Source organism: Micromonospora sp. NPDC005299 (assembly GCF_042872345.1).
Taxonomy (GTDB): domain Bacteria; phylum Actinomycetota; class Actinomycetes; order Mycobacteriales; family Micromonosporaceae; genus Micromonospora.
Map to the genome: position 1 here is coordinate 1,070,623 of NZ_JBIAKG010000001.1, position 14,553 is coordinate 1,085,175.

The window sequence follows — 14,553 nt, forward strand, 5'->3', positions numbered from 1 at the left end:
GGGCGCACGGATGGCTCCTTCTCGCACTCGTCTGATCCGCCGCACCCAGCCTAGTCGGGCGGCGGCACTGCTCCTCAGCGGTCGACGCGCGCTCAGCGCGCGTCCACCTCGTCGATCTTCTCGGCCCCGAACGCCTCGCGGAGCAACTGCACCGCCTGCTCCTCGCTGGACTGCCGGGCGGTCCGCTCGTCGATCACGTCGTCCAGCGGTTCGTCGCCCGGGTCGAAGCCCTCGTAGGCGGAGGCCGCCGGGGCCGCGCCCGCCGACCGGCCGCCGGCCGGCCCGTCGTAGTCGGGGTCGTAGGGCGGCTCCCCGGCCCAGTCGGCGTCCGCGGTCTTCCGGGTCGCCGGTGCCGTCCGCGGGCCCTTGCTGGGCCCGCCACCGGCGGCGGCCGCCGCCGCGGCCGCGCGGGCCGCCGCGATCGCGCTGTTCTTCGGCGTGCCACCGCCCGCCCGCGACGGCGCGGTGCCCGGCGGTCCGGCCGGCTTCGGTACGACGGGCGCGGCGACGCCCGGCGCGGTGGCGGTCGTCGAACTGGCGGCCGGCGCGGTGGCCGTTGCCACGGCTGCCGCCCCGCCCGGACGGGCGGCCTCGGGCCAGTCGTCCCCGCCCGTGGCGGCCGTCGAAGCGGCGTCGTTCCCCGCCGGCTGTCCGGCGCCACCCGGTCGGGCCGGCTCCGGCCAGTCCTCCTCGTCGTCGTCCCCGCCGGCAGCCGTCCCGCCCGCGGCCGGGCCAGCCGGCCGGCGCGCCGGGCCACCGGCCGGCTCCGACGCGCGGACGGCCCCGCCGGACGGGCCGGACGGGCCGGCGGCGTTCCCGGGCCGACCCTCCGCCGAGCCACCGGCACGGTTCGCCGGGGAACCGGACGCGCCGGCGGTGTCCCCGGGCGAGCCACCGGCGTGGTGTCCCGGTGCGTCGGACGGGTCGGCCGGGCGGGCCGGGCCCGCGGCCGGACGGGCCGGTGCGGCATCCGCGCCGGCCGGTCCGGACGGGCGCGCCGGGGCCGTGTCGGAGGACGTCGCGCGGGACGAACCGGAGGGACGGGCCGGGCCGCCGAGCGAGGCCGCGCCCCGCTCGCCGGCCACCTCGCACCGGATCTGCCAGCGGCCGCCCAGCTCCTCGTAGAGCGCGTCGGTGAGCACGGCGGCGTGGTCGGCCACCATCTTCGCCAGCACGGTCGACTTCACGGTCAACACCAGCGTGTCGCCGTCCAGGTCGCGGACCACCGCGTCGCGCATCAGCGCCGCGATCCGCTTGTTGCTCCGATTGACCTTGCCGACCACCTCGGGCCAGACCCGCCGCACCGCGACGGCGTCCAGCGCGCCGGCCGGGGCCGCGCCGGGGCGCGGCGGCTCGGGGGTGGCCGGATCGGGCAGCACCGCCGAGGCCGGGACCGGACGCCGGGCGGGAGCACCGGACGCCGGACCGTCGGCCGTCGGGCCGCCGGACGAACGGTCGGCCGGGGAGCCACCCGAGGCCGGTGGGGCCGAACCGGACCGGTCCGCGGGACGGGCGCCCGGACCTGGCTGGGCGGGGCCGCTCGCGGCCGGGTCGGCGGGGCGGGCCGGGTTCGGGCGGGCACCGGCCGCCGCGGCGGCCGCGCGGGCGGCGGCCGCCCCGGTCGGGGCGCCGGCAGCCGCCGGCGTGCCGGCGGTCTCCGGGTCGGGCGCGGCGGCAGCCGCGGTCGGGGCGGGAGCCGCCGGGCGTACCTCCGTGACCGGGGCGACCGGCGCGGAGCCGGCGGCGGCCGACGGCGGCTCGGCGCCACCCAGGGTGAGCCGGCGCTCCATGCGCTCCAGGCGCTGGAGCAGGCCACCGGCCGAGTCGTCCACGCCGGGCAGCAGCATCCGGGCGCAGATCAGCTCCAGCAGCAGCCGGGGCGCGGTGGTGCCGCGCATATCGACCAGGCCGTTGTGCACGATGTCGGCGCAGCGGGACAGGGTGGCCGGGCCGAGCCGCTGGGCCTGGGCGGCCATCCGCTCGATCTGGTCGTCGGGGCCGTCGATCAGGCCCTTGGCGGCGGCGTCCGGCACCTGCTGCAGGACGATCAGGTCGCGCAGCCGCTCCAGCAGGTCGGAGGCGAACCGGCGCAGGTCGTGCCCGGCCTCCGCGACCCGGTCGACGGTGGCGTACGCGGCCGCGCCGTCCCCGGCGGCGAGCGCGTCGCACATCTCGTCGATCAGCGCGGAGTCGGTGACGCCGAGCAGCGCGACGGCCCGGGCGTAGCTGACCCCCTCCGGGCCGGCGCCGGCGATGAGCTGGTCGAGCACGGAGAGGCTGTCCCGGGCGCTGCCGGCGCCGGCGCGGACCACCAGCGGGAAGACCGCCGGCTCGACCTTGACGCCCTCGGCCTCGCAGAGCTGCTCCAGGTAGGGCCGGAGCACCTTGGGCGGGAACAGCCGGAACGGGTAGTGGTGGGTCCGCGACTTGATGGTGCCGAGGACCTTCTCCGGCTCGGTGGTGGCGAAGATGAACTTGACGTACTCCGGGGGCTCCTCGACCAGCTTGAGCAGGGCGTTGAAGCCGGCCGACGAGACCATGTGCGCCTCGTCGATGATGTAGATCTTGAAGCGGCTGCGGGCCGGCGCGAAGAACGCCTTCTCCCGTAGATCACGGGCGTCGTCGACGCCACCGTGGCTGGCCGCGTCGATCTCGATGACGTCGATCGACCCGCCGCCGTCGGGGGCCAGCGAGCGGCACGACTCACACTGCCCGCACGGCTCCGGGGTGGGCCCCTGCTCACAGTTGAGCGAACGGGCCAGGATGCGGGCGCTGGAGGTCTTGCCGCAGCCCCGGGGGCCGGAGAAGAGGTAGGCGTGGTTCAGCCGACCGCTGCGCAGCGCCTGCGACAGCGGCTCGGTGACGTGCTCCTGGCCGATGACCTCGGCGAACGTACGGGGCCGGTACTTGCGGTAAAGGGCCAGTGCCACCCGTCCCGCCTCCTCTCGACCGAGCCATTCTGCGCCGGTCGGGCCCGGGTGACCACCCACCACCCCGTGACCTGACCCGCAGGGACGTTACCGGCACCCGGAGACAGAAAGGCCCCCCGTGCACCCGTCAGAGCCCGCTTATCCTTGCTGCCTTCCGGCCCTGGGGAGGTTCACGAGATGCACGCCGCACGGGGGGTGCCGCCAAGCCTACCCGACCCGGGGTGGATCTTCAGGGGGTGGTGGGGTGGCCGGGCCGTCGGGGACCTGTATCCTGGCTCGCGGAGGATTCGCCTAGAGGCCTAGGGCGCACGCTTGGAAAGCGTGTTGGGTTAACACCCTCACGAGTTCGAATCTCGTATCCTCCGCCGTCGACGTAAGGGCCGGCCCCGCTCGGGGCTGGCCCTTCGCGTTTCCCCCGGGTCGCGAACGCGGCGTCTGATCGCCGCCAGACTCCCCGCCCGCCGCCGAGCAGGCTGGTGGCATGAACGGAGTTCTGGACGGAAAAGTGGCATTGGTGACCGGCGGCAGCCGGGGTATCGGGGCGGCGGTCGCCCTGCGGCTGGCCCGGGAGGGCGCCGACGTGGCGCTGACGTACGAGCGGCGCGCCGACCGGGCGACCGAACTGGTGGAGCAGATCAAGGCGGTGGGGCGGCGCGCCCTGGCGGTGCCGGCCGACAGCGCCGACCCGGCGGCGGTGCGCGCCGCGGTCGACCGGGTCGCCGGGGAGTTCGGCCGGCTGGACGTGCTGGTCAACAACGCCGGGGTGTTCCTGACCGGCCCGGTGGGCGAGTTGGGCGCGGACGAGGTCGAGCGGACGATCGCGGTCAACGTGCGGGCGCCGTTCGTGTTCGCCCAGGCGGCGGTCCGGCACATGACCGACGGTGGCCGGATCGTTAACATCGGCAGCAACGTGGCCGAGCGGGCGGTCTTCCCCGGTCTCGCCCTGTACTCGATGAGCAAGACCGCCCTGGTCGGCCTGACCCGGGGCCTCGGCCGGGAGCTGGGCGGCCGGGGCATCACGGTGAACCTGGTCAACCCCGGCCCGACCGACACCGACGCGAACCCGGCGGACGGGCCCAACGCGGACGCCATCCGGGGCCTCACCGCCCTGGGCCGCTACGCCGCCCCGGCGGAGATCGCCGCCGTCGTGGCCTTCCTCTCCGGGCCGGACGGCGGGTACGTGACCGGCGCGACGATCAACGCGGACGGCGGCTTCACCAGCTGACCGGCGTTCCCGCAGGGGCCGGCTCCACCCGGGTCGGCCCCTGCCCGGGTACGCCGTCAGCGGTCACGGGGCACCAGCCAGGTCGGACCGCGATGGGGGGTGGAAAACCCCCAGGCAGAGTCGGATGGTTTCCGGCTTCCGACCGCCGACGGCGCTGCCTAGCGTCGATTGTGTGATCGAACTACGTGAGCTGACCAAACGTTACGGCGACCGGGTCGCCGTCGACGGGCTGAGCGTCCGGGTCCAGCCGGGGGTGGTGACCGGCTTCCTCGGCCCGAACGGATCCGGCAAGTCGACGACGATGCGGATGATCCTCGGTCTGGATGCCCCGGACCATGGCCAGGCACTGATCGGCGGCGTCCAGTACCCGGACCTGAACTGGCCGTTGAAGACGGTCGGCGCGCTCCTCGATGCCGGGGCGTTCCATCCCGGCCGCAGCGCCCGTGCGCACCTGGCCGCACTGGCCGCGAGCAACGACATCCCCGGTTCCCGGGTCGAGCAGGTGCTGCGCACCGTCGGGCTGTCCGACGCGGCAAGGCGGCGCGCCGGCACGTACTCGCTCGGCATGCGCCAGCGGCTCGGCGTCGCTGTGGCTCTGCTCGGCGACCCGGGCGTCCTCCTGCTCGACGAGCCGGTCAACGGACTGGATCCGGAGGGCATCCGCTGGATCCGGGACCTGCTGCGCGGACTCGCCGCCGAGGGCCGGACGGTGTTTGTGTCCAGCCACCTGATCGCCGAGATGGCGCTGACCGCGGACCGGCTGGTGGTCATCGGCGGCGGCCGGCTGCTGGCCGAGACGACCGTCGCCGAACTCGCCGCCGGGGACGACAGCCTGGAGGACGCGTTCCTCCGGCTCACCTCGCAGGCCACCGACTATCGCGGAGTGGGAGCGTCATGAACGGGTACGGATTCCGGCACGTGGCCCGGATGGAGCGGATCAAGCTGAGCAGCGTCCGGTCGACGTGGTGGCTGGCGATCGCGGCGGTGGTCTCGATGGCCGCGGCCGGGGCCGGGGTGGGACTCGGGTACCGATGGCACACCCCGGTCGCCACCGCCGCCCAGATCCTGAACAACAGCCTCGGCGGCGCCATTCTGGCCCAGCTGCTCCTCGGGGCGCTCGGCGTCCTGATGGTGACCGGCGAATACGGCACCGGGATGATCCGCTCGACGCTCGCCGCCGTCCCTCGGCGTCGGATCGTCCTGGCCGCGAAGGTCGCCGTGTGCGGCGGCGCGGCTCTCACCGTCGGCCTGGCCGCGAGCTTCGCCGGCTATCTGGGCGGGCAGCTGGCGATCCGCGGTACCGCCATCCCGGCCGCCTCCCTCGGGGAGCCGGCGATCCTGCGCGCGGTCCTGCTGACCGGTGTGTACCTGGGCGCCACCGCGCTGATCGGGGTCGGCATCGGGACGATCGTGCGGCACTCGGGCGCCGCGATCGGCACGCTGTTCGGTCTGATGTTCGTCCCGATGATCGTGGCCGGCCTGTTCGGCGAGAGCGGAATCGCGGTCGGCCGCTTCGTCCCGCTGCTGATGCTACTCAACTCGATCGCGGTGACCTCGCCGGTACCCGGGCTGTTCGCCGGCTGGATCAGCGCGTCGCTGATGTGCGGGTACGCGGCGGTGGCGATCCTGTGCGGCGGAGTGCTGCTCCGCAATCGCGACGCGTGACCAGCGACAATGGGCTGATGACCGCGCTGCGCGCTCCGTTCACCACACTGGCCCTGCGCCGGGCGGTGTTCTGCGTCGCCGGCGTCGTCAGCGCGGCCGCGATCCTGAGCGTTCCGGCGATCGTGCCGGCCCTGGGCGTCCTCATCCTCTGGGCGACCGGAGCCATGTCCCACCGGCCCGTACCGGCCGTCGCACCGGTGTTCCTGGTCCTGTTCCCGCTCACCATCGCGCTCCTGGTCGTGTTGGCCGCCCCGATCGGGCGCGCGATGGGAGCCGTGCATCGCTCACTTGCCGACCGGCTGCTCGACGTGCACGTGGACCCGCCGCCGCCCCGGCTCTCGAAGCGGATCAGCGCCGTGGTCTCCGACGGGCCGGGCTGGCGCGCCGTCGGGTACGGCCTGCTCAAGGTGCCCCTGGCCATCCCCGAGGGCTACGGCGCGTTCTGCTACGTGTTCGGCCTGGTCAACCTCAGCTACCCGGTGTGGTGGCCGCTGTTTCGCAACCACCCGGCCGGAACGCGCCTCGGGCCGGTGTGGGCGCTGACGCCGTTCGGCACGATCGGTACGCGGACGTTCGCCGGAACGTTCCTCATCGCCGCGGCCGGCCTCGCCATGCTGCTGGTCGCACCGTGGTTGATGCGGGCCGGTACGACACCGGACCTTGCCGCCATGCGACGGCTGCTCGGTCCGCGTCGGCTCGCCGAGCGGGTACGCGAACTGCAGGTCACCCGGGCCCGCGCGATCGACGACGCGGCCGCGATGATGCGCCGGCTGGAACGGGACCTGCACGACGGCGCGCAGATCCGGCTGGCCACGCTGGCGATGAACCTCGGCATGGCGACCGAGAAGCTCGGTGTCGACGGCCCGCCGCCCGACCTCGCACAGGCCCGCGAACTGGTCGCGCTCGCCCACCGCGGAGCGAAGGATGCCCTCGCCGACCTGCGCGACCTGGTGCGCGGGATCCATCCGCCGGTCCTCGACAACGGTCTCGGCGACGCGCTGGCGACGCTCGCGACGAGCAGCGCCATCCCGGTCGCGGTGACCGTCGAACTGCCCGACCGCCCGGCGCCCGCGATCGAGACCATCGCTTACTTCTGTGCCTCCGAGCTGCTCGCGAACGCGGCCAAACACAGCCGGGCGACCCGTATCGGGCTCGGCGTCGTCCGATCCGGCGAGCGCCTGACGCTGGCGGTCGAGGACGACGGCATCGGCGGGGCGGACCCGGACCGCCCCGGCCTGTCCGGTCTGGCCCGCCGCATCGCCGTCGTGGACGGCCGGCTGCGCGTACACAGTCCCACCGGCGGTCCGACCCGGGTCGAGATCGAGCTGCCCACACACGTGTGAACGGAGGCGACGACATGCGGGTGGTGATCGCGGAGGATGCCGCGATGATGCGCGAAGGGCTGGTCCGGCTGCTCACCGACCGCGGTTTCGAGGTGTGCGCGGCGGTGGCCGACGCGGATGCGCTGCGGTCCGCCATTGCCGCCGTCGTACCGGATGTAGCCATCATCGACGTCCGGATGCCACCGACGCACACCGACGAGGGGCTGCGCGCCGCGATCGACATCCGACGCGACCATCCCGACGTCGGTGTGCTGGTGTTCTCGCAGTACGTGGAGACCCGCTACGCGACCCGCCTGCTCGCCGATCGGCCGACCGGCGTCGGATACCTGCTCAAGGACCGCGTCGCCGACGTCGCCGATTTCGTGGACGCGCTGACCCGGGTGGCGTCCGGTGGCACCGCACTGGATCCGGAGGTGGTCGGCCACCTGATGCGGGCCGGGCAGGACACGGCCGGGGTGGCGTCGCTGACCCCCCGGGAGCGTGAGGTGCTGTCGCTGATGGCCGAGGGACGATCCAACGCCGGGATCGCCGCGGCACTTGTCATCACCCCCGGAGTCGTGGAGAAGCACGTGGCGAACATCTTCGCGAAACTCGGCTTGCCGTCCTCGGACAGCGACAACCGCCGGGTCCTGGCCGTCCTCCGCCACGTCAGCGGCTAACGTCACGCGATGCCGTAGCCAGTGGACGCCGAGGGGATCGGATGAGTTACCAGCTCAGCGCGGTGGTCGCCGACGTCGAGCTGCTGCGCGAGCAGACCGCCGAGCTGGACCACGCGGTGCTCGCCGCGCTCCGCCAGGACTTCGCGCTGCTGCCGGTCACCCCGCAGCTGGTCGAGGAGCTGACCGGCGAGCTGCCCGACTTCGCCACCGGGGAAAAGTCGGCGGACCAGCCGTTCCGGCTCGTCCTGTCACCCGCCTTGAGGGAGCTGCTGGCCCGCTGGTCCGGGCGGGGGCCGGTGGCCTATCTGGAGGCGGAGTTCGCCGGCGGGCTCGGCCACCAGGCCGCGGCGGTCTGGCTGGGCGGCGAGCCGAGCTGGGGGCCCTGCTTCGACGACCGGCTGGATCGGCCGCGCGCCGAATGGCCGATCAACGCGGCGCTCGCCCGGCTCGGCGCCGAGCCCGGGCCGTGGATCGACCCGTTCGCCGAACTGGGCCTGCACCTGGAGCGGGACACCGCCGGCTGGCTGGCGCACGGCCGGCGCGGACTCTCCGCCGACTACTGGGACGAGCTTGCCGAGGAGTGGGAACTGCGGCAATCCGACCAACACCAGCAACCTCACCGCCCCGGTCCCGTTGGGGACTGGGGGATTGCATGAAACTGCGACAATTCGGATTCATCGCCGCACTGATGACGGCCGCCTCGATCGCCGGCAGCGGTGTCCCTCCACAGGGGCCGGACGTGCCGGCCCGGCCGGTCGGGGCCGCCGAGGTGGTCAGTCTGCACGGGCTGGGCAACGCCGAGTTCGGCGCCACCGAGGAGGACCTGACCCGACGTGGGGTGCTGCGCACCGACGAGGACGCGTGCGGGCCGACACTGGCCGGGCACGGCGCGGTCAGCCCGATCTTCGTCGACGACCGGCTCGTCCTGCTCTGGCTCGACGACCCGATGAGCACCCCGGAGGGGATCACCGTTGGCACGCCGGTCGACGCGGTGCACGCCGCGTACCCGTGGGTGGTCCGGCTCGACACTCCACAGGAGAGGAACCGGTTCGACGGGCTGCTCGCCCGGAGCGGCGACCGGGCGTACCTCTTCCTGCACGACGGCACCACGGTCCGGAAGATCATCGCCGGGTACGCGGACTGGGCCCGGCGCCTCTTCGACGAGGGCTACGGCCCCTGTTGACCCGTCCGGCCACCGGACCCGGGTTGTGCGACCGCCCGGCGGGACGGTAGAGACGACCCATGCGTCGGGTGGTCATGGTCGGCCTGCCGGTGATCGTCGTGGCCCTGCTCGGCGTGGCCACGAACGTCGCCACCGGGGCGCTGCCCGCGCGCTGGTCCCCGTACCTCTGGCTGGCCTGGCCGCTGGTGCTGCTGCTGGTGACGGTCCTGGTGGTCATCGAGGTGCAGCGCGGCCGGGAGCCGCGGACCGGAACCGCCGGCGCGGCGCGGGCCCGGAAGGTGCTGCTGGAGCGGGTCCGCCGCTACTGGGTGACCAGCGTCCTGGACCGGTCCCTCTACGAGGAGGCGCGGATCGAACTAGGCATCGCCGCGACCGCCGACGACCGCCAGCACCCGTGGAGCCTGCGGGCCAGCCACCGGGATGGCTTCACCGGCTCGCTGGACGACCGGACCTCGATGTCGGCCCTGTTCGACCAGCTCGACCAGGCGGTGGTCATCGTCGGCGCACCTGGCGCCGGCAAGACGACCACCCTGCTGGAGCTGGCCCGGGGCCTGCTCGACCGCGCCGACCACGACCCGGACGCGCCGATCCCGGCCGTGTTCAACCTCTCCTCCTGGGCGACCCTCCGCCGGCCCCTCGACCGGTGGCTCGTCGAGCAGCTCACCGAGCGGTACGGCATCCCGGCGGAGCAGGCAGCCGCATGGGTGGCGGCCGGGGAGATCCTGCCGTTGCTGGACGGCCTCGACGAGGTCGGCGAGCAGCACCGCGACGAGTGTGCGGAGGCAATCGCCGCATTCCACCAGCGGCAGCCGCTCACCCCGATCGCCGTCTGCTGCCGCCAGGCGGAGTACGCACGGCTCCGGGCGGAACTGCCCCTCTACGGCACGGTCGCCATCCAGCCCCTGGACCGGTCCCAGATCGAGCGGTACCTCGACCGGCCGGGGCTGAGTGGGCTGCGGGAGGGGCTCGATGCCGACCCTGAGCTCTGGCAGCTCGCCAATTCGCCGCTGATGCTCAGCATCATGGCCCTGGCGTACGCGGACCCGACCGGTGCCGGACCCGGCACGACCTCGGCCGGCTCCGGCCGCGAGCGCCTCTTCACCCGGTACGTCGACACCATGCTGCGTCGCCGGCCGCATCCCCGGTACCGCCCCGAGTGGACCGCCGACCACCTCGCCACCCTCGCCCGGGTGCTGCGCCTGCGCGACCAGACGGTCTTCGTGTTGGACATGATCGACGAGTCGTGGTCGGCTCGGCGTCCGGCCGCGCCGTGGACCTCGACGGCGCTCGCCCGGCTGCTCGGCTGCGCCGCGCTCGCCGCGCTGTTCGGCGCGGCGGCTTGGGCGCTGGGCTCGGTGGCCGGCCTGGTGGTCGCCGGCGGCCTGCTGGCTCTGGCCGTGTTCATGCACGCGGTCAACTACGACGACCTGTTCGAGCTGACCTCGACCATTCGCGACCGCGACCACCGGCCCCCGGAGAGCTGGGTGGCCGCCTGGACCATGAGCGTCGCCGAGCTGGAACGGCTCATCCAGGTCTCGGCGCTCCTCACCGGCGCGGCCGTGGGCGGGCTCACCGGCTGGTTCACCCCCGGCGGGCCGAGCTGGACCGCCGGCCTCGGCTACGGCGGCGGGTTCTTCCTCGCCACGGTGGTCGCCCTGATCGCCCTCGACAGCGCACAGGTGCAGCTCCACTTCCGGCCGCTGCCGCCCCGCACGGACCGCCGCGAGCTGCCGAGCCCGCTGCTGCGGCAACGGCTGACCGTCATGGCGGCCGATCTCGTTACGCTCGGCGTGTGCGTCGGCGTGCTCGGCTTCGTGCCGGTCGCGCTGGCCCGCGGCGCGGCCGAGGCGCTCCGCTTCGCGGTGCTGCTCGGTGGCGGCACCTCACTCCTGCTGTTCACCGTGGTCGCGTTCTCGCCGATGATCGAGCAGGCCCTGGTCCGGCGGCGACTCGCCCGGGAGGACCTGGTGCCGTACCCGCTGCTGCCGTTCCTCGATCACGCGGTGCAGTGCCTCTTCCTGCGCCAGGTCGGTGACGGCTACATCTTCGTGCACCGGGAACTGCTCGACCACTTCGCCGAGCGCGCGGAGGCCGACGTGCCGCTGCCGCGATTCGGCGCCGCCGCGCAGGCCCGGAGGGCGGGGCTGCGCCAGGGCACCCGGGAGGTCCCGGGCGCCCCGAGCGTCGGCGGGGGAAGGTGATCCGCGCGGGTGGGCGTCCTCACCCGCGCGCCGAGTCCCGCAGTCGCCCCACATCGGGCCCCGCCTGCTCCACCTGCGGCGGCCTGGTCACCTCTCCGCCGAGGCGGTCGGCGGACGGGTTCAGGAAGGCTGGACGACGGGCGTTGGTGAGCCAGCGCAGTGCCCATTCGGCCGGCCCGTAGCGGAACCGGCGCAGCCACACCGTGCTGATCAGCAGTTGGACCGCGAACACCGCCAGGACGAAGCCGGAGAGCGTGAGCGGGGAGAACGTGCCGGCGAGCCCGAACCCGATGCCGGTGAAGGCGATCAGGCCGGCCACCGACTGGCCCAGGTAGTTGGTGAGCGACATCCGGCCGGCCGGCGCGAGCGCGGACCGGACGAGCGCCGTACGCGGGTGGTGCATGATCCGCAGCAGCGTCGCCGGCCAGCGCTGGACGGTGAAGACCTGGCTCACTCACTGGGTAGAGAACATCGCCGCCGCGCACGATCCGAACCGCGCTCAACGAGGCCGTACGCCCGGGGGCCCCTCGCCAAGAACGCGGCCACCCTCGCCAAGGCACCGTGCCTGCCGGAAAGCGAGATTGAGCCGTACACGGTCGCGGAGGTGCAGCGGTTGATGGCCGCCACCCGTGGCCGACGCAACAGCACGCGCTGGGCGGTCGCGCTCGCGCTCGGTCCACGCCAGGGGGAAGCGCTCGGCCTGCGCTGGTCAGATGTTGACCTGAACGCCGGGACCCTGACCGTCCGGCGCGGCCGGCAACGGCCGAGGTGGGAGCACGGGTGCCGCTCACCGTGCGGCCGATAGCACGGCGGGCACTGTCCCGACCGCCGTCAGGTGCGGGCCGATACCGCCGACACCAAGTCCCGGGCCGGCCGGCGCAGCATCGGGCTCCCTGACGAGCTGGTGGCGCTCCTCCGCAAGCACCGCGACGAGCAGGACCGGGAGCGCGTCACCGCCGCCCAACTCTGGGAGGGAGGTGACTAGTTGTTCGCCACGCCGACCGGCGGCCCGGTCAACCCGCGCACCGACTACGACGAGTGGAAGCGACTGCTCAAGCTCGCCGGGCTACGTGACGGCCGGTTGCATGACGCAACGGCATACCGCCCCAACCGTGCTGCTAATCCTCGGCGTCGCCGAGCGCGCCGTGATGGGCATCATGGGCTGGTCCAACCTCGCCATGGCGGCCCGTTACCAACACCTCACCGCACAGGTCCGGCGGAACATCGCCCGGCGCGTTGGCGGGCTGCTCTGGTCAGACGGGAGCAGCATCAGTTAGGCAGAAGGGCCGGAGGTTGCCAGTGCCAACCCGGCGCTTCCGGCCGTCAGGGGCACCCGACAGGGCACTAAGGCAACTGTCGAAAAGACGACACGGTTTCACCTTGTTTGGTTAAATGCGCGGCCATACCGTAACGCCATGTGGTCGGGGATATCGCGGTTTTGGGCAAGAATTAGTGGATCTGCGAGCGAGAAAAAGTGGAAGGAAGTCATCGACAACAGCTCCAAGGGCTGGCACCCCGATTACGTTCGCAGCCAAATCCTCGACGCAGAAGAAAAGCTCCACCTCCAAGAATTATGGCGCAAGGTCGGGATAGCTTGGATCCTCGTCGGCAACACCTCGCTCGCCGCCGCCGCAGTAGTCGCGACCTTCTCCAGCGTCGGACATTTGAGCCGCTTCTCAAACCACCTGTACATAGCACTCGCCGTATCGCTGCTTGTCTCACCAGTACTGGCTTACTGGCAGTACAAGCGCATGCGGAAGACTCGCATCTTCATCAAGAAGCTCCACGTAGTACGGCGACGCACGCAGGCGGACGCAGACACGAACACGAGCAGTAAAGAGGAGCCTGCGCTGCTAGCTCAGAAGCGCTACAGGGACGACGTTCCTGACCTAATATCACAGTTCCGTGAAGATGCCGGAAGAACGCGGAGAATTCATAACCGCTTCCAGAGCGTAATTATTATCGGCTCGGTAGTCACCTCCGCGATTGCGACAGCGTCCGTGGCCTTCAGTCAAGCTAGGTGGCTGACCGTGGCGGCCAGCGCGGCTGTGGGGCTATCAGCAGGATTTACTGGGTATTTCAAATACCACGAGCGCAGCTTCAACTCGCAGCAGACGGCTGACGAGATTGAACGAGAGTACGAGGCGGTCGAACTTCGCGTTGGCAAGTATCTCGGGCTCGACGAGTCAAAGGCGTATGCCCTCTTCGCTGACACTGTGGAGACGTTGCGCGACGAGCAGAACAAGCGGCAGCAGCAGCTCGACCAGCCCGCCGAGGTCAAGCGCGAAGAGTAACAGGATCTTCACTCAGCTCAGCGCAGGCACCAAGGGCGACCAGCGACTGAGACCACAACTGAGACCAGGAAGCGGAACGCCCGGCCGATCCTCACGGATCGACCGGGCGTTCTCGCATTTCACGAGCGGTGGCGGCGGGATTTGAACCCGCGGAGGGGGTAAACCCTCACACGCTTTCGAGGCGTGCTCCTTAGGCCACTCGGACACGCCACCGCCGAGTAGGGTACAGGACCCCGGGTCTGGACGCCGAACCGGTATCCCCGGGCCCGGCCTGGCAGGATCCTTGCCATGAGTACGCACATCGGCGCTGAGCCGGGAGAGATCGCCGAGCGGGTCCTGATGCCGGGTGACCCGCTGCGGGCCAAGTGGATCGCGGAGACCTACCTCGAGGACGCCCGCTGTTACACGACGGTTCGCGGCATGCTGGGCTTCACCGGCCGCTGGAACGGCGTCGAAGTCTCCGTCCAGGGTTCCGGCATGGGCATGCCGTCCGCCTCCATCTACGCCCACGAGCTGATCAACGAGTACGGCGTGAAGACGCTGATCCGGGTCGGTTCCTGTGGCGCCCTGACCGAGGACCTCCAGCTGCGCGACGTGGTGGCGGCGATCGGCTCGTCCACCGACTCGAACATGAACCGGATGCGGTTCGACGGGTTGATCGACTACGCTCCGGTGGCCGACTTCGGGCTGCTGCGCACCTCGGTCGAGGTGGCCGAGCGGCGCGGCATCACCATGCGGGTCGGTCCGATCCTGGCCGCGGACGCCTTCTACACCGACCGGCCGGACCTCTACGACACGCTCGCCGACTACGGCGTGCTCGCGGTGGAGATGGAGTCGGCGGCGCTCTACACCATCGCGGCCCGGTTCAAGGCTCGCGCGCTGACCGTCCTGACCGTCAGCGACCACATCAAGACCGGCGAGAAGACCACGTCGCAGGAACGCGAGCAGACGTTCGGCCAGATGGTCGAGATCGCCCTCGACACCATCATCGCCTGACCCGACCCGATCCTCGGCCGCCCCGCCACCGCCCGGTGGCGGGGCGGCCGGCGTTAT

The 14,553-nt window shown here is 72.4% G+C and carries 12 protein-coding genes, 2 tRNA genes, 1 other RNA gene and 1 pseudogene; 12 read left to right on the forward strand and 4 right to left on the reverse strand.

Going from position 1 to position 14,553, the window contains the following annotated elements; all coding sequences use genetic code 11:
- Positions 1-92: 92 nt before the first annotated feature.
- Positions 93-2,930, reverse strand: a complete 2,838-nt coding sequence (locus ACFYPD_RS05175) for a DNA polymerase III subunit gamma and tau (protein WP_387109018.1) — start codon at positions 2,928-2,930, stop codon at positions 93-95.
- A gap of 107 nt (positions 2,931-3,037) precedes the next feature.
- Positions 3,038-3,128, reverse strand: an RNA gene (ffs, locus tag ACFYPD_RS05180) — signal recognition particle sRNA small type.
- Positions 3,129-3,210: 82 nt separating this feature from the next.
- On the opposite strand from ffs, the gene ACFYPD_RS05185 reads away from it, so the two are divergent.
- From ACFYPD_RS05185 to ACFYPD_RS05225, 9 genes are all read left to right on the forward strand, one after another.
- Positions 3,211-3,295: transfer RNA gene (locus tag ACFYPD_RS05185), tRNA-Ser, on the forward strand.
- Between the two features lie 116 nt (positions 3,296-3,411).
- The gene (locus tag ACFYPD_RS05190; protein ID WP_387109020.1) at positions 3,412-4,155 is read left to right on the forward strand and encodes an SDR family NAD(P)-dependent oxidoreductase; all 744 of its coding nucleotides are present in this window, start codon (positions 3,412-3,414) and stop codon (positions 4,153-4,155) included.
- A 172-nt stretch (positions 4,156-4,327) separates the two neighbouring features.
- Positions 4,328-5,053 (forward strand): ABC transporter ATP-binding protein, encoded by a 726-nt coding sequence (locus tag ACFYPD_RS05195; protein ID WP_387109022.1) that lies wholly within the window; start codon positions 4,328-4,330, stop codon positions 5,051-5,053.
- Positions 5,050-5,820, forward strand: a complete 771-nt coding sequence (locus ACFYPD_RS05200; protein WP_387109023.1) for an ABC transporter permease — start codon at positions 5,050-5,052, stop codon at positions 5,818-5,820. The genes ACFYPD_RS05195 and ACFYPD_RS05200 overlap by 4 nt, the downstream gene beginning before the upstream one ends.
- Positions 5,817-7,163: a sensor domain-containing protein gene (locus ACFYPD_RS05205; protein ID WP_387109025.1), complete on the forward strand. Its 1,347-nt coding sequence runs from the start codon at positions 5,817-5,819 to the stop codon at positions 7,161-7,163. The genes ACFYPD_RS05200 and ACFYPD_RS05205 overlap by 4 nt, the downstream gene beginning before the upstream one ends.
- 14 nt (positions 7,164-7,177) lie before the next feature.
- Positions 7,178-7,822 (forward strand): LuxR C-terminal-related transcriptional regulator, encoded by a 645-nt coding sequence (locus ACFYPD_RS05210; RefSeq protein WP_387109027.1) that lies wholly within the window; start codon positions 7,178-7,180, stop codon positions 7,820-7,822.
- A gap of 41 nt (positions 7,823-7,863) precedes the next feature.
- Entirely contained in the window at positions 7,864-8,478 is a 615-nt protein-coding gene (locus tag ACFYPD_RS05215) for a hypothetical protein (RefSeq protein WP_387109030.1), read from the forward strand.
- A 32-nt stretch (positions 8,479-8,510) separates the two neighbouring features.
- A complete protein-coding gene (locus ACFYPD_RS05220) occupies positions 8,511-9,005 on the forward strand; it encodes a hypothetical protein (protein WP_387109208.1) in 495 nt (164 codons plus the stop codon).
- 59 nt (positions 9,006-9,064) lie between these two features.
- The gene (locus tag ACFYPD_RS05225; protein ID WP_387109033.1) at positions 9,065-11,206 is read left to right on the forward strand and encodes an NACHT domain-containing protein; all 2,142 of its coding nucleotides are present in this window, start codon (positions 9,065-9,067) and stop codon (positions 11,204-11,206) included.
- Between the two features lie 19 nt (positions 11,207-11,225).
- On the opposite strand, the gene ACFYPD_RS05230 is transcribed toward ACFYPD_RS05225, so the two are convergent.
- Positions 11,226-11,609, reverse strand: a complete 384-nt coding sequence (locus ACFYPD_RS05230) for a DUF418 domain-containing protein (RefSeq protein WP_387109210.1) — start codon at positions 11,607-11,609, stop codon at positions 11,226-11,228.
- A 16-nt stretch (positions 11,610-11,625) separates the two neighbouring features.
- Between ACFYPD_RS05230 and ACFYPD_RS05235 the strand changes: the two are divergent.
- Positions 11,626-12,483 (forward strand): annotated as a pseudogene (locus ACFYPD_RS05235) (tyrosine-type recombinase/integrase); the annotation flags it as partial.
- A 138-nt stretch (positions 12,484-12,621) separates the two neighbouring features.
- Positions 12,622-13,500, forward strand: coding sequence for a DUF4231 domain-containing protein (locus ACFYPD_RS05240; protein WP_387109035.1), 879 nt, complete (start codon positions 12,622-12,624; stop codon positions 13,498-13,500).
- Positions 13,501-13,626: 126 nt separating this feature from the next.
- On the opposite strand, the gene ACFYPD_RS05245 is transcribed toward ACFYPD_RS05240, so the two are convergent.
- Positions 13,627-13,713: transfer RNA gene (locus ACFYPD_RS05245), tRNA-Ser, on the reverse strand.
- A 75-nt stretch (positions 13,714-13,788) separates the two neighbouring features.
- Here ACFYPD_RS05245 and deoD point away from each other — a divergent pair.
- On the forward strand, positions 13,789-14,496 hold the full coding sequence (gene deoD, locus ACFYPD_RS05250; RefSeq protein ID WP_091266773.1) for a purine-nucleoside phosphorylase: 708 nt from the start codon (positions 13,789-13,791) through the stop codon (positions 14,494-14,496).
- The last annotated feature ends 57 nt before the right edge of the window (positions 14,497-14,553 follow it).